Here is a 14990-nt window from a genome sequence, read left to right on the forward strand (position 1 = left end):
TCGTTATATAGGTTTTCTAGTATAAAATTACAGACAAACGTTCACACCAAAACGTACGTCTGATTTAGCAAAAAGGCGATTCGTTTTTTAAGAAGAATCGCCTTTTTGCTGTCGTAAGGAGAAGTGAGAAAATGCTATATTTAGGGCTATTTCTTTTGGTAGTCATCGCCCCTCCACTTTATATGTGGAAGGTGGCACATGAAAATAATGTATTGTCTCACCAGCTTTCATTACAGGGTGAACAGGAGAAGGTACGATTATTTTTTATTTCAGATGTTCATTTACGTAAAATAAGTAAGAAAATGATTGCACAGTTACAGGGACATCATTTTGATGCAGTAATTATTGGCGGTGATTTTGCGGATAGCCGTACACCGATTGATCGTATTCATGAAAATTTATCATTATTAACGTCCCTTGGACCAACCTATTTTATTTGGGGCAATAATGACAGAGAAATTGGGGAAGAAAGACTGAAGGACATTTTACAGGCATACCATGTTCAAATTATTGTCAATGATGCCGTACAGCTTCCGCTTAAAAATAGCTTTTGGTTAAGTGCTATTGAGGATACAACTGTTAAAGAATATAGTTTTGAAAAAGCTTTTGCAAAGATAGGAGAGCAGGATTTAGTTGTTTTTATCGCCCATAATCCAGAGGTTTTTGCGAAAGTTCGGGCTAAATATCGTGCGGATTTAATGATGGGGGGACATTTACATGGAGGGCAAATCAGATTCGGTCCATATGGTGTCCATCCAAATGGTTCCTATCGTCGGCGTGATGGTGTCATGACTTTAGTAAGCAATGGCTATGGGACGACATTAGTACCTTTTCGATTTGGTGCAAAGCCCCAATGTCATATAATTGACATTGATATATCGAGTAAATAAACAACCAAAACGTGTGAGAAGGCGTATAATAAAAAAGTATCGTCTATTCTATGATAATGTGAAAGCATGGAGCAGCAATTTTTGCTGTTCAAATTCGATTGGAGTGTCAAGAAATGCAGCAAGCAGATGCAATTATTGTTGGAGGAGGCCCATGCGGCTTAGCAGCAGCAATAGCTTTGCAAAATATTGGTTTACAACCTATTGTGATTGAAAAAGGAAATATCGTCAATGCCATCTATCATTACCCTACACATCAAACATTTTTTAGTACGAGTGAACGGTTAGCCATTGGTGATGTACCATTTATTATTGAAGGACGTAAGCCGAAACGCAATCAAGCCCTTGTCTACTATCGAGAGGTCGTCCGTTTAAAAAATATACAAGTTAATCGCTTCGAAAAAGTACAAAGTGTTGTAAAAAATAATGATTTGTTCACGGTTACCTCCGATAAGGAAATATATGAAACGCCCTATGTTGTCATTGCAACAGGTTATTATGATCATCCGAATTATTTAAATATCCATGGTGAGGAGTTACCTAAAGTTTTCCATTACTTTAAAGAGGGCCATGAATTTTTTGATACGGATGTTCTAGTTATAGGCGGCAAAAATTCAGCGATAGATGCCGCGTTAGAATTAAATAAAGCCGGTGCTCGTGTAACCGTAGCCTATCGTGGCAGCGAATACTCTCCAAGCATCAAGCCATGGGTATTGCCCGAATTTGAAGGGGTAGTCAAAACTGGAGAAGTTGACATGCTTTTTAATACAAATGTATTGGAAATACGAGAGCACGAAGTTGTTTTAGAAGTAGAGGGCCAAGAGAAAATAGTAAAAAATGATTTCGTTTTTGCTATGACTGGCTATCATCCTGATCACTCCTTTATTAAAGCGATGGGAGTGGACATAGAGGAAGAAACGGGTCGTCCTTATGTTACGCCTGAAACGATGGAAACCAATGTTGAAGGACTATTCATTGCAGGTGTTATTGCAGCAGGAAATAATGCCAATGAAATTTTTATTGAAAATGGTCGTTTCCATGGCGAATGTATCGCTCGAACTATTGAGCAGAGAAAAAAATAATGATCGAGGCTGTATAGGCATGTAGCTTATACAGCCTTTTTAGCAAGGAGGCAACTCAATGATTGGCTTGTATTGGCTCTTGAGTTATTTAATAGGAAACATCTTGACGGCTTATTTCGTTGGTAAGATATACGGTGTCAATTTGCAGGAAGAGCGTAGTAAAAATTTAGGCGCTCGTAATGCGGGAAGTGTGATTGGGAAAACAGCGTTTATTTTGACTCTTCTTGGCGATTCATTAAAAGGTGTACTTGTTGTCGGGTTAGGACGCATGTGGCAATTGGATGAATGGGTCCTTATTGGCGGAGCTGCATGGGTGATAATAGGGCATCTATTTCCGATCTGGCTGAAATGGAATGGAGGGAAAGGTGTAGCTACTTTTATTGGTGTGGGCCTCGCCTTATCGCCAAGTCTTTTTTTATGGATGATTATTGGTACAGCACTTATATCTGCATTTACTAGAAGTCTGACACTTGGCATGGTTGGGGGCTTTGTTTTTTATATAGCCGCAATTATTCAAGCAGGGAAATTAGAGCCATATGGACTTTTAATCATGGCAATCGTGTGTATGCTTATTAAGCATATGTCTAATATTCAGGAATCATTGAAAAGAGGGAAGTGAAGGAAATGTATTGGTGTAAAATTGCCAAGACAAATGAAGAATTTGAGGCGATTGCTCGATTGAATTATGAAACATTTGTAGAAGAAATTCCTCAGCATGAGGTAAATGCATCGCGAAAAAAAGTAGATCGATTTCATCAGGAGAATACCTATGTCGTTGTTTATAAGCAAACAGAATTAATTGGCATGGTGGCGTTTAGAGATCAACGACCATTTTCTATTGATGAAAAGATTGGTAAGGTCGAGCAGTATTTATCGAAGGAAAATTGTGAGAAGCTTTGTGAAATTCGTTTGCTTTCCGTGAAGAAAGGTTATCGAACGGGTCGAGTTCTATTGAAGCTTACTCAGGCCTTAACTACATTTGCCTACGAAAAAGGCTATTCTGCTGCAGTGATTTCAGGTACAACGAGAGAGGAAAAACTATATAAGCAGATGGGTTTTAAGCAGTTTGCACCAGCTGTCGGGGAAGAGGGTGCGATGTTTTTACCGATGGTGCTCACTAGACATGAATTTGAACAATCATTACAACATAGACTAACGACGGAACCCTCTACATTTTATCCTGGGCCGGTGAGGCAATTAGAGACAATTGCTCATTCAGATTTATCACATCGTTCATTACCTTTTTATGCGCTTTATGAACGAGTGCAGAAGAGGTTACTGCATTTATCGAAGTCCAATCATGTTGGTGTAATCGTAGGAACGGGAACGCTAGCAAATGAAGTAATGCTTGCACAACTAAAGGCACAGCAATTAGGAAAAGGGCTTATTCTCACAAATGGAGAATTCGGTGAACGTTTACAGAAGCAAGCCGCTCGTTGGTCATTACATTATGATGTGGTAGAAAAAGAATGGGGAACAGTATTTGATGACAAAGAACTGGCTTCACAGCTTGAGACGGGGTCTTATCAGTGGATGTTGGCAGTACATGGTGAGACTTCCACGGGAACTTGTAATAACTTAGATATTCTTAAAAAGCTTGCTAAACAATACAATGTAAAGTTATGTATAGATTGTATTAGTTCGTTCGGTGCCATGCCGTTCTCTTTACAGGACTGCTATTTAGCTACGGCTGTGAGTGGTAAGGCCATTGGTGCGTTAAGTGGGCTAGCATTTGTATTTTCGCAATCACTTGCACCCCCATCTGCCAATCTACCCGCTTATCTTGATTTAGCAAATTATCAGCAAGGTGTCATACCATTTACATTACCTGCTGTATTACTGAGCAATGTGGAGACTGCATTGCAAGCCTATCCAGCACGTTATGAGCAGCTACAGCAACGCTTTCAATCACTGCTGCAGCTACCAATCATGCAATTTCAATATCCAACTACTCAATATCCGATGCTGATAACTGTTCAATTGCCTAATAATTATGCCAACCTACTTATTGATTTAGCATTAAACGGGCTATTCGTTCATGGTGAAAGCCAGTATTTACGCCAAAAGAATTTCATTCAATTTTCTGTGATACAGCCAGATTTTGATGAAGCTTTGGCTCGACTTAGCGAGATACTGGGCTATTATGAACAGGTGATCGAGACTTTAGCGTTACAAGAAAAAGTCCTTTAAATTTAAAGGCGAGCCAGTTGTGTTAAGGCCTATTAATAATTTTAAGCGTGCCTTTTGACCATTAATACCTGTGGCGAATATGGCGCCTAAGTCTTCTAGCATTTTACCGCCGCCCATATAGCCATAAACACCTTCTGCAATTCCATTAAAGCAGCGGGAAACAAGTACAACTGGGATGTCTCGCTGTATAAGGCTTTCAATTCCCTTTACAACAGATGGCGGGACATTCCCTTGACCTAGTCCTTCTAGCACAACACCATCATATTTACATGCAAGCACGACATCCAATAAATCTTCTTCCATTCCAGCGTACACTTTTAGCATTGCGACACGCTTAGTTAAATTGTTAACATCTACATATTGTCGACGAATTGGTGCGTGATGGAATAAGATTCTGGATTTTGTAATAAGGCCAATCGGTCCATATTGTGGAGATTGGAAAGTATTTACAGAACTTGTGCTTGTTTTTGTTGTATTTACAGCAAGATGAACCTCATCATTCATCACAACAAGCACACCTTTATCACGTGCTTCTTCATCAACAGCTACTCGGACTGCCTCTACTAAATTATAAATCCCATCTGCTCCAAGTTCGTTAGATGAACGCATTGCTCCTGTTAGCACAATCGGAATGGCTAAGTTCGTAGTTAGCTCTAAGAAATAGGCGGTTTCTTCCAATGTATCCGTACCGTGGGTGATGACCACACCGTCAATTGGCTGTGCGTCAATTTGTTCCAAAATCAAGTTACGCAATAAAAGCATCTCTTTCGGTGTAATATGTGGAGAAGGAAGGTTAAAAGCTTCTATTTCGATAATGCTTGCTAGTGAAGCCAGTTTATTACTTTCCTTCATTAGAGGATTTTCCTTATTAGGCATGACCGCTCCTTCAGCACTCATCGCCATGGAGATTGTGCCGCCAGTATGAATTAATAAAATTGTTTTTTTCATAAAAAAATAAATCTCCTTTTAAAAAGTTTTTTTGTCATTACATGGTATAATAATAGCAGTCTATTGTTGAAAGGAGCCGGCATCATGATCATTTTATTATCTGCTGCCATTGCTCCCGGTCTAGCGCTTTTTAGTTATTTCTATTTGCGCAATCAGATGGCTACGGAGCCAAGAAGAACTTTACTACAAACGTTTTTATACGGCGCATTTTTAACGTTCCCAATCATGTTTTTACAGTATGTATTAACAGAGGAAGGGGTTTTTCGATATCTTTATCTTCAAGACGTACTATTTTCGAGTGTCATTGAAGAATTTTTTAAATGGTTTGTGCTATTAATTGCCATCTATAATCATATAGAATTTGATGACCCTTACGATGGTATATTGTACGGGGCAAGCATTTCACTTGGCTTTGCTACGATTGAAAATGTTCTTTATTTACTTTCATTTGGCTTAGACACGGCATTTATGCGAGCCTTATTACCAGTATCGAGTCATGCTTTGTTCGGTGTCGTAATGGGCTATTATTATGGACGGGCTAAGTTTTCGAAACTTGTTAAGACAAAAGAGATGATTGCTATGGCGCTTTGTGCACCAGTCGTACTTCACATTCTATACAATACAATATTATCATTCAAAGGTCACTGGGTTTATTTAATGATTCCTTTTATGTTGTTTTTATGGTGGTTTGGCTTGCGTAAAGTGAAGCTTGCACATTATCATCTGGTGCAGCATCTTCATATGCAAAAGAAAATATAAAGCGTAGAAATCGTCAAAGATTTCTACGCTTTATTTCATTTTTTATCATGTATAAATTACTCCTTTTGTTTCAAGCTATAAAAAAAAAGGAGTGATAAAAGTGCGTTTAGTAAGCATACTTTTTGCTTTAATATTAGGAATTAGTATAATTGCGATTCCTCAAAATGATGCGAATGCATTTAGCGATCAGCAAATTACTCGGGGTGCCTATGGAGATGATGTCGTTGAATTGCAAGCGAGGCTACAATACTTAGGTTTTTATAAGAGTAAAATTGATGGCAAATTTGGCTACAACACATACTGGGCTTTACGTAATTTCCAAGAAAATTATGGGTTACCAGTAGACGGAATTGCAGGCGCTAAGACAAAGAAAGCGTTAACGGGCAATTCAGATTATGACGAAAAATGGGTGAAAGCTCAATTAAATGCAGGAAATCAATTTACTTATTATGGTGGGCAGCCACTTGATCAGCAAGTGAAAAAGAATACTAGTGGTGGCAGTAGCAATAGTAGTGGAAGTAGTAATAATAATGGAACACAGACACAAGTTCCTCCCAAATATACAGAGCGTGATTTACAGCTAATGGCGAATGCGGTATATGGAGAGGCAAGGGGAGAACCATATGAAGGACAAGTAGCGGTTGCCGCAGTTATTTTAAATCGTTTGGAAAGCCCAGATTTCCCGAATACTATTTCAGGTATCATTTTCCAACCGTTAGCATTTACGGCCGTTGCAGATGGGCAAATTTGGCTTGAGCCAAATGAGCGAGCGAAAGAAGCGGTTATTGATGCCATGAACGGCTGGGACCCTTCTGAAAATGCATTGTATTATTTCAATCCAAAAACTGCAACGAGCAAATGGATTTGGTCACGTCCACAAATTAAACAAATTGGAGAGCATATTTTCTGTTCATAGAAAGGAGGAACCTAGATGAAAACTTGGCTCGTGGTCTTAACGATTGCCGTTATTGGGTTAGGGGCATACAGCATTGATTTACATGGAGATAAAGAAGATTTACAACGTACCGTGCTAGCACAATATACAGATAAGTTAACGGATGCATCTGAAAAACTTTCCCATCTTCAACGCTCAGTATCACAATCCCTGTTGTTTCAAGACGAGCAGGCGATTCACAATGAACTAGATTCGGTTTGGCGTTTAAGCTCAGAAGTTCGTTCTTCAATTGCGAATATTCCAATAGGACAAGAACTATCAAGTGAATGGATGAACTATCTAGGGCGACTTGGCGATGAAGCAAAAAGGACAGCGAAAACAGGGGATTATGAAGCTTGGCGTGAAAAAATGCCCCAGGTTTCAACGAATTTACAATCTCTTTCCGATGAATGGACAGCTGCAACCGTCGATTTCTATAAGCATGATGGGAAAATGGATGTTTGGCTACAGCAAGTAGATAATAAAAATCCAAATAGCCAATTTGATACTGTAAAAGATACATTAAAGGGCTACGGCGAAAAGGATTTCCCGTTAACTTTATCTGAATCTGATTGGCAGAAAAAAATTGAGTTAAAGGCATTACAGGATGCAGTTATTACCGAAAAAGAAGCACTAGAGAAGGTGAAATACTTATTCCCAGTCATTAAAGATGCTACATTTACAGTTACAAAAAGTAGTGATACAGCACCATATCCTTTTTATCATATCCAATTCCACCAAGGGATTCGATTAGGCTATGTTGATTTAACAGAAAAGGGTGGACATTTATTATCCTATTTAGTAGAACGTCCTGTGGATGAAGCCAAGTTATCACAAGAGGAAATCATGAAAAAAGCGCAGGAATATGTGAAGAAATTAGGTATGAAAGATGTAGCCTATGTGGAATCACGAGAAAATCATCAAGCTTGGCATGTGACATTTGCTCGTGTCCATCCTGGAGATAATGCGTTAATCTACGCTGATGGTGTTCAATTGAAAGTGGCGAAAGATACAGGTGAGCTGTTAGGTGCAAATGCAATGGAATATATTCAAGAAGAAAATATTAAAAAGCAAACAGCTAAGCCGATTGATTGGAAAACGTTCTTCCAAGACGATATCCAAGTACAAGAGGTAAAAAATATCTACACAGATAATGGACAATTTGAGCAACGTCTTTGCTATGAGGTCATTGCATTGCGTGATGGTAATACGCAGGAAACATTTAGAATTGTTATTGATGCGGAAAACCATAATGTATTAAAAGTGGAATATCTAACTTAATCAATGATGCTTCCGCTCTGTATCAACTTGACATGAAAATACTACCAATTTTTATAGCCAAAATAAGCTTCTCATGAGATAATTAAACTATATTTTTCGCACGGGGAGATGCTCATGGAAATAAAAATTGGTACACAATTACAACTTGAACCAACTTATACAGAGCGTTTGGAGAAATTCCGCTGTAAAGTTGTAGAGCAAAAAGATAATATTCTATATATTGATTATCCGGTTAATATGGTAACAAAGAAAACGGCATTTTTAATAGATGGCTCAGAATTTAGAGCAACTTTTCGTACCGAGGATAAGCAATCCTTTGCCTTTAATACAGAGGTAGTTGGCCGTAAAGCAGGTAATATCCCAATGATTATGTTGCATTGCCCAACACCAGAGGAGTTTATAAAAATTCAGCGACGAGAATACGTTCGTGTGGAGACACAAGTAGACGTTGCTATTCAGTTGAAAGATTATAAATATCAGCTTGTGACTGTGGATATTAGTGCAGGAGGCCTAGCAGTCATGTTGAAAGGTCAAGTAGCTTTTACTGAGGGTGATGAAGTAAAACTAACTATTGTATTGCCATTTGCAAATGGAGATGTCAAGTATGTCATTACGGAAGCGCTGATCGTACGTATTTTTGAAAAAGAGGATAAACGCATTGCAACAATCCAACTAACAGATACAGATGATGTCGATCAACAGCATATTGTCCGTTTTTGCTTTGAACGTCAATTAGTCAATCGACGTAAAGAAATGAACCCTTTTAATGTTTAAAATCCTTTATGAATATTTTGATGAAGCCCTCTCCTAGTAGAGGGCTTTTTTGAGGTTATATGATACAATAAGAGGTGCAGAAAGTAGGGAAGAATATGAAGAAAAACATTCAAATTGCGATAGACGGGCCTGCTGGTGCTGGCAAAAGTACAATCGCGAAAATTGTTGCTGAAGCACTTGGCTTTACTTACATTGACACAGGGGCAATGTATCGAGCAGTTACGTATAAAGCGATGCAACAAAACATACATTTAGATGATGAAGCAAAATTAGCAGAGATGCTTGAAGTAAGCACAATTGAATTAAAACCATCACCTCAGGGACAGCTTGTTTTTTTAGATGGTCACAATGTGTCAGCGGAAATACGCTCTAATGAGGTCACTTCATCAGTCTCACAAGTAGCTGCCCATGCAAAGGTTCGTGAGCTATTAGTTGCTCAACAGCAAAAACTTGCAGCTAATGGCGGTGTTGTCATGGATGGCCGCGATATTGCTACACATGTCTTAAAGGATGCAGAACTAAAGGTTTTCATGTCTGCAACAGTAGAGGAGCGTGCTAGACGACGCTTGATTGATAATCAAAAAAGAGGAATTGAGTCCTCTCTTGAAAAACTTCAGGAAGAAATAGCGCTACGTGATAAAAAGGATAGTGAGCGTGAAGCATCGCCACTGATTCAAGCTGAAGATGCGATTTTTTTAGATACAACAGCATTGTCCATTGATGATGCAGCACAAGCTATTTTAAAATTAGCAGAAGAAAAAATGCTATAAATCCTAAAATTTCAGACATTTTTAGAATTTAAAGGATTTATTTTTGTCTTTGTCTTCAATATCGAATAAAATAGTAAGGGAAGATGCGAAGGAGGGTTACATATGTCTGAAGAAATGAACTATGCAGAACAAACGTTTAACGAGGGTGATATCGTCAAAGGCATTGCCGCGCAAGTTGATGAAAAGGCAGTATCTGTATCAATTCCAGGTGCTCCGTTTGATGGTATTGTACCGATTAGTGAATTATCAAGCTTACACATTGAGAAAGCGTCTGATGTCATCTCAGTTGGAGATGAATTAGAATTGATGATTACAAAGGTTGAAGAAGAAAACTTTGTCCTATCAAAACGTAAAGTGGATGCTCTAAAAGCATGGGATACACTGGAGCAGCAATTTGCCGCTGAGGAAATCTTTGAAGCGGAAGTAAAGGATATTGTTAAAGGTGGTCTTGTCGTAGATTTAGGTGTACGTGGCTTTGTACCAGCATCGCTTGTAGAGGACTATTTTGTTGATGATTTTGAAGGCTATAAAGGGCAAACATTAAGCTTTAAAATTGTTGAGCTTGATAAGGATAAGAATCGCCTTATTTTATCTCACCGAGCAGTGGTTGAAGCAGAGAAAGCTTCACAAAAGAAAAATGTGATTAATCAAATAAAAGCTGGCGATGTATTGGATGGTAAAGTACAGCGTCTCGCGTCATTTGGTGCATTTATCGACCTAGGTGGTATTGATGGTCTTGTACACATCTCGCAAGTATCACATGAGCATGTGAGTGATGTGAGTGAGGTTTTAGCTGAAGGACAAGATGTAAAAGTAAAAGTTCTATCAGTGGACCCAGAAAATGAACGTATTTCTTTATCTATTAAGGAAACAATTCCTGGACCATGGTCTAATATTGAAGAACGTGCCGCTAAAGGCACTATTTTAGACGGTAGAGTGAAGCGACTTACTTCATTTGGCGCATTTGTGGAAGTATTCCCAGGCGTTGAAGGTTTAGTGCATATATCGCAAATTGCGCATAAGCACATTAACACCCCTCATGAAGCACTAAAAGAGGGACAAGAAGTACAGGTAAAGGTTCTTGAAGTCAACGCTGACGAAGGCCGTCTAGCTCTTAGTATTAAAGAATTATTAGAAAATCCTGAAGCAGAAGAAGTAATCGACTATGAATTACCTGAAGAGAATACAGGCTTCTCATTCGGTGATGTGATTGGCGATAAACTAAAAAACTTTAAATAATGTATAAAGCGAGGATGCATAATTGTATCCTCGCTATTTTTATGGTTGATAGGATTTTGAAAGTGAAGGATAGCGATTGAGGAGTGGATAAAATCTTTGAATTGCAGGATACAACTTTAAAAGTAGCGGATAAGATTTCAGAAGTGAAGGATAGCAAATAAGAAGAGGATAAAATCTTTGAATTGAAGGATAAAACTCTAAAAGTAGCGGATAAGATTCTCAAAATAAAGGATAGGAATTAAAAAGGCGATAGAACCTTTATAACATCTGATAGAGCGCTTAAAAAAATGAGGTAACACCTTTTATCACCATACATAGCGTTCTACATTATGGATATGATATGATATAATGGCATTTTTCGTGTATAATAGCGAAAGACAAGAAGTTGGAAGGATGAAGTACAGATGACGAAACCAGTAGTAGCCATCGTAGGTCGTCCGAACGTAGGTAAGTCGACGATTTTTAATCGTATCGTTGGAGAACGTGTTTCGATTGTGGAGGATATCCCAGGCGTAACACGTGACCGTATTTATAGTTCGGCAGAGTGGTTAACACACGATTTTAATATTATTGATACAGGTGGCATTGAAATTGGAGACGAGCCGTTTTTAGAACAAATTCGTCAACAAGCTGAAATCGCTATTGATGAAGCAGACGTTATTATTTTCATGACAAATGGTCGTGAAGGGGTAACGGCAGCAGATGAGCAAGTTGCTAAAATTCTATACAAAACAAAAAAACCAGTCGTATTAGCGGTCAATAAAATTGATAATCCTGATATGCGTGAAATGATTTATGATTTTTATGCCCTTGGCTTCGGTGAACCTTGGCCTATTTCAGGTTCCCACGGTTTAGGTTTAGGGGATTTATTGGACGAATGTGCGAAACATTTCCCGAAAGAAGATGAAGAACAATACGGTGATGATGTCATTAAATTCTCTTTAATTGGTCGCCCGAATGTTGGGAAATCCTCTTTAGTGAATGCTTTCCTAGGGCAGGAACGTGTTATTGTTAGTAATATTGCAGGGACAACACGTGATGCGATTGATACGCCTTATGCATATGATGGACAGGAATATGTCATTATTGATACGGCGGGTATGCGTAAAAAAGGAAAGATCTATGAAACAACCGAGAAATATTCTGTGTTACGTGCGCTACGTGCTATTGAACGCTCAGACGTTGTTTTAGTAGTGCTGAATGCAGAAGAAGGTATTCAGGAGCAAGATAAAAAAATCGCTGGCTATGCACATGAGGCTGGAAAAGCTGTGATCATTGTTGTGAATAAATGGGATGCCATTGAAAAAGATGAAAAAACAATGAATGTCTTTACACACCAAATTCGTGAGCATTTCCTATTTTTAGATTATGCCCCAATTATTTTTGTATCGGCGAATACAAAACAGCGTGTGCATCAAATTTTACCGATTATCCAACGTGTCAGCGAGAATCATGCGATGCGTATTCAGTCCTCTATTTTAAATGAAGTGATTGAGGACTCAGTGGCTCGTAATCCAGCACCGACAGATAAAGGTCGTCGTTTACGTATTTACTATGCTACTCAGGTAGCGATTAAGCCACCAACATTCGTTGTTTTTGTGAATGAACCTGAGCTTATGCATTTTTCATACGAACGCTTCTTAGAAAATCGCATCCGCGAAACATTTGACTTTGAAGGGACGCCAATCCGTTTAATTACACGTGCGCGTGCTTAAGGCAATAGCTATAGACATACAATACGCCAACCCGACATTATTGTTGGGTGGCGTCTTTTTACAAGAAAGAACTTACTTTATAGACAACCCAACAAAGGGAGGATTTTGTTATGGAAAAAGTTTGTGTGTTAGGGGCAGGCTCATGGGGTACTGCACTGGCAATGGTACTAGCGGAAAATGGACATGATACGCTTGTATGGACACATAGAGCTGAGCAGGCAGAAGAAATCAATCAACTGCATACGAATAAAAAATATTTACCAGAAACCATTCTACCTGTAAATTTACATGCGACGAGTGATATGGCGCAGGTAGCTACTCATGCAGAAACCATTGTTGTGGCTGTTCCAACAAAAGCGATTCGTGAAGTATGCGAGAAACTAACGGCTGAATTAACAAAAAAAGTGTTGTTTGTCCATGTTTCGAAAGGAATTGAGCCTGACTCATTAAAACGAATATCTGAGATTTTAGCAGAAAGCTTACCAGCAATGTATGTGGAAGAAATTGTTGTTCTTTCTGGGCCAAGTCATGCAGAAGAAGTGGTACTGCATCATCCTACAACGGTTACTGCAGCTTGTGCTAATATTGATGCTGCTGAAAAGGTACAGGATTTATTTATGAATCAGTTCTTCCGCGTCTATACAAATGAGGATATCATTGGTGTAGAAATAGGAGGAGCGTTGAAAAACGTTATCGCTTTAGCGGCAGGTATTACTGATGGCTTAAATTATGGAGACAATGCAAAAGCGGCACTTATTACGCGAGGTCTTGCAGAAATTTCACGGTTAGGTGTAAAAATGGGTGGTAATCCATTTACGTTCTCAGGGCTTACAGGTATGGGGGACTTAATTGTAACCTGTACAAGTGTCCACTCGCGAAACTGGCGTGCAGGTAATATGTTAGGGCAAGGTATGAAGCTACAAGAAGTGCTGGATCAAATGGGCATGGTCGTAGAAGGTGTCCGTACCACGAAGGCAGCCTATCAATTAGCAGAGAAATATGATGTCGCCATGCCGATTTCCACAGAGCTCTATAGTGTGCTATTTAATGATGTTGAACCGAAAGTGGCAGTAGATGCCTTAATGATGCGTATGAAAAAACGAGAAATAGACGATATGAAGCATTAATATTAATTTTTTGATTAGACTTGTCATTAAATGGACATAAATAAGGTGTCTCAACGAATCTGTTGAGACGCCTTATTGTGTGCCACTAGTTGAATAGAAATACATGCTAAAAGAGTTGTCCATTTCTTGATAGTTATGGGACAACTATTTCTTTTTAGCAAAAGCACATAGTATAATATACTTTGATTGTGTCTTGACATTCAAAGAAAGGTGGTTTTTTGAAATGGGCCCGTTAGCTCATATGCCTGCGCTTGATGTAATGTGGGTGTCGTTTTATTGCATCGCATTTATGATTATATCAGTCGGCTTAATTTATTTAGCGCGAAATAAGATTTCAAATGTATTTTTACGAACAGTCGTAAATTTATGTGCATACATACTGTTTGGACTTGGCACATTTTTAATGGTACTTGTAGTTGCCACTTGGCCAGCATAAATAATAATGAGGTGTCAGTAACATGAAAAAACTAAGTGCTTTGCTGTTGGTATTTGCAACCGCCATACTGTTAGTAGGATGTGCGTACCCAGAAGAAGAAAAAAGGGCTAAGGTCACGCCTGATGTCGATCAACTAGCGGCAGTTCAACGTGCTGTGGATGAATACCGTGAAGCAACAGGTGGACTAGTACCAATTAAAAATAGCGAGCTAGATACGGATATCTATATCAAATATTTAATCGATTTTGAAAAACTTATGCCGAAGTATTTGACGACAATTCCTGGAAATGCCTATGAAAAAGGTGGTATATATCAATATATCATTTGGGACCCTGAAAATGAGGCATCGGTCAAATTAGTAGATTTAAACGCGGCTGAGCGTATACGTGAAATAGGTATTCGTAAACTATCTACACAGTATTTACCAATAAAAGGGTCAATTTCAGATAATGTTTATCAGATCAACTATAAAGATTTGGGTTATAAAACAGAGGTAACTGTAAAAAGTCCCTATTCTGGCGTCGAGTTACCGCTTTTCATGACTGGTGATGGTGAATTACATGTAGACTATGCTGTGGATTTAGGCCAGCTTTTAAAAGAGGATAAGCCGAATGTAAAGCCAGGTGATGATATTCGCCAACTGCTTGTCGACAAATTTCCAGTGGTGCCTGCCTATTCTATTCCATATACAGTTGACGAGAATGGAGAGCCTATCTATGATATGAAAACGTATAATGCGGATGTCAAAAAAGCGAAAGAATTACAAAAACAAGAGGCAGAAGCCGCCGAGAAAAAAGAGAAATAGCAAACAAGCTCCTTACATTTGTGAGGGGCTTTTTCATATTTGT

The 14990-nt window shown here is 38.7% G+C and carries 15 protein-coding genes; 14 read left to right on the forward strand and 1 reads right to left on the reverse strand.

The features are described 5' to 3' along the window. Positions 1-131: 131 nt before the first annotated feature. The 4 genes from EW028_RS01260 (at position 132) to EW028_RS01275 (ending at position 4159) form a co-directional block, all read left to right on the forward strand. Positions 132-890, forward strand: coding sequence for a metallophosphoesterase (locus EW028_RS01260; RefSeq protein WP_131519657.1), 759 nt, complete (start codon positions 132-134; stop codon positions 888-890). 113 nt (positions 891-1003) lie between these two features. Beyond that, positions 1004-1969, forward strand: a complete 966-nt coding sequence (locus EW028_RS01265; protein WP_054550702.1) for a YpdA family putative bacillithiol disulfide reductase — start codon at positions 1004-1006, stop codon at positions 1967-1969. Positions 1970-2027: 58 nt separating this feature from the next. Next, positions 2028-2588 carry a glycerol-3-phosphate acyltransferase gene (locus EW028_RS01270; RefSeq protein WP_112117657.1) on the forward strand — a complete coding sequence of 187 codons (561 nt, stop codon included), beginning with the start codon at positions 2028-2030 and terminating at the stop codon, positions 2586-2588. A 5-nt stretch (positions 2589-2593) separates the two neighbouring features. Then, positions 2594-4159 carry an aminotransferase class V-fold PLP-dependent enzyme gene (locus EW028_RS01275; RefSeq protein WP_103119058.1) on the forward strand — a complete coding sequence of 522 codons (1566 nt, stop codon included), beginning with the start codon at positions 2594-2596 and terminating at the stop codon, positions 4157-4159. On the opposite strand, the gene EW028_RS01280 is transcribed toward EW028_RS01275, so the two are convergent. Beyond that, positions 4139-5107, reverse strand: coding sequence for an asparaginase (locus EW028_RS01280; RefSeq protein WP_066037611.1), 969 nt, complete (start codon positions 5105-5107; stop codon positions 4139-4141). The two genes, EW028_RS01275 and EW028_RS01280, sit on opposite strands and share 21 nt — an antisense overlap. Positions 5108-5191: 84 nt before the next feature. Here EW028_RS01280 and prsW point away from each other — a divergent pair, with 84 nt between their 5' ends. The 10 genes from prsW (at position 5192) to EW028_RS01330 (ending at position 14947) form a co-directional block, all read left to right on the forward strand. Next, a complete protein-coding gene (gene prsW, locus EW028_RS01285) occupies positions 5192-5866 on the forward strand; it encodes a glutamic-type intramembrane protease PrsW (protein WP_004232588.1) in 675 nt (224 codons plus the stop codon). A 100-nt stretch (positions 5867-5966) separates the two neighbouring features. Next, a complete protein-coding gene (sleB, locus tag EW028_RS01290; protein ID WP_048389795.1) occupies positions 5967-6782 on the forward strand; it encodes a spore cortex-lytic enzyme in 816 nt (271 codons plus the stop codon). 15 nt (positions 6783-6797) lie between these two features. Further along, a complete protein-coding gene (locus tag EW028_RS01295) occupies positions 6798-8081 on the forward strand; it encodes a PepSY1/2 domain-containing protein (protein ID WP_048389800.1) in 1284 nt (427 codons plus the stop codon). A 114-nt stretch (positions 8082-8195) separates the two neighbouring features. After that, a complete protein-coding gene (locus tag EW028_RS01300) occupies positions 8196-8855 on the forward strand; it encodes a flagellar brake protein (RefSeq protein WP_066037612.1) in 660 nt (219 codons plus the stop codon). Between the two features lie 95 nt (positions 8856-8950). After that, positions 8951-9625 (forward strand): (d)CMP kinase, encoded by a 675-nt coding sequence (gene cmk / locus EW028_RS01305; RefSeq protein WP_048389802.1) that lies wholly within the window; start codon positions 8951-8953, stop codon positions 9623-9625. Positions 9626-9727: 102 nt separating this feature from the next. Then, positions 9728-10864 carry a 30S ribosomal protein S1 gene (rpsA, locus tag EW028_RS01310; protein ID WP_112117659.1) on the forward strand — a complete coding sequence of 379 codons (1137 nt, stop codon included), beginning with the start codon at positions 9728-9730 and terminating at the stop codon, positions 10862-10864. Between the two features lie 404 nt (positions 10865-11268). After that, positions 11269-12579, forward strand: coding sequence for a ribosome biogenesis GTPase Der (der, locus tag EW028_RS01315; RefSeq protein WP_103117717.1), 1311 nt, complete (start codon positions 11269-11271; stop codon positions 12577-12579). A 110-nt stretch (positions 12580-12689) separates the two neighbouring features. Continuing rightward, the gene (locus EW028_RS01320; protein ID WP_016993349.1) at positions 12690-13706 is read left to right on the forward strand and encodes an NAD(P)H-dependent glycerol-3-phosphate dehydrogenase; all 1017 of its coding nucleotides are present in this window, start codon (positions 12690-12692) and stop codon (positions 13704-13706) included. A gap of 223 nt (positions 13707-13929) precedes the next feature. Beyond that, positions 13930-14142 carry a DUF2768 domain-containing protein gene (locus EW028_RS01325; protein WP_004232605.1) on the forward strand — a complete coding sequence of 71 codons (213 nt, stop codon included), beginning with the start codon at positions 13930-13932 and terminating at the stop codon, positions 14140-14142. A 22-nt stretch (positions 14143-14164) separates the two neighbouring features. Further along, entirely contained in the window at positions 14165-14947 is a 783-nt protein-coding gene (locus EW028_RS01330) for a hypothetical protein (protein WP_054550706.1), read from the forward strand. The last annotated feature ends 43 nt before the right edge of the window (positions 14948-14990 follow it).

It is taken from the genome of Lysinibacillus sp. OL1 (assembly GCF_004332175.1).
Taxonomy (GTDB): Bacteria; Bacillota; Bacilli; order Bacillales_A; family Planococcaceae; genus Lysinibacillus; species Lysinibacillus capsici.

Bases quoted from the DNA above. Each gene is read 5' to 3' on its own strand.
- EW028_RS01300 (WP_066037612.1), top strand. From the start codon at position 8,196: ATGGAAATAAAAATTGGTACACAATTACAACTTGAACCAACTTATACA.
- EW028_RS01320 (WP_016993349.1), top strand. From the start codon at position 12,690: ATGGAAAAAGTTTGTGTGTTAGGGGCAGGCTCATGGGGTACTGCACTG.
- der (WP_103117717.1), top strand. From the start codon at position 11,269: ATGACGAAACCAGTAGTAGCCATCGTAGGTCGTCCGAACGTAGGTAAG.
- cmk (WP_048389802.1), top strand. From the start codon at position 8,951: ATGAAGAAAAACATTCAAATTGCGATAGACGGGCCTGCTGGTGCTGGC.
- EW028_RS01265 (WP_054550702.1), top strand. From the start codon at position 1,004: ATGCAGCAAGCAGATGCAATTATTGTTGGAGGAGGCCCATGCGGCTTA.
- prsW (WP_004232588.1), top strand. From the start codon at position 5,192: ATGATCATTTTATTATCTGCTGCCATTGCTCCCGGTCTAGCGCTTTTT.
- EW028_RS01280 (WP_066037611.1), bottom strand. From the start codon at position 5,107: ATGAAAAAAACAATTTTATTAATTCATACTGGCGGCACAATCTCCATG.
- EW028_RS01275 (WP_103119058.1), top strand. From the start codon at position 2,594: ATGTATTGGTGTAAAATTGCCAAGACAAATGAAGAATTTGAGGCGATT.
- EW028_RS01270 (WP_112117657.1), top strand. From the start codon at position 2,028: ATGATTGGCTTGTATTGGCTCTTGAGTTATTTAATAGGAAACATCTTG.
- rpsA (WP_112117659.1), top strand. From the start codon at position 9,728: ATGTCTGAAGAAATGAACTATGCAGAACAAACGTTTAACGAGGGTGAT.
- EW028_RS01260 (WP_131519657.1), top strand. From the start codon at position 132: ATGCTATATTTAGGGCTATTTCTTTTGGTAGTCATCGCCCCTCCACTT.
- EW028_RS01325 (WP_004232605.1), top strand. From the start codon at position 13,930: ATGGGCCCGTTAGCTCATATGCCTGCGCTTGATGTAATGTGGGTGTCG.
- EW028_RS01330 (WP_054550706.1), top strand. From the start codon at position 14,165: ATGAAAAAACTAAGTGCTTTGCTGTTGGTATTTGCAACCGCCATACTG.
- EW028_RS01295 (WP_048389800.1), top strand. From the start codon at position 6,798: ATGAAAACTTGGCTCGTGGTCTTAACGATTGCCGTTATTGGGTTAGGG.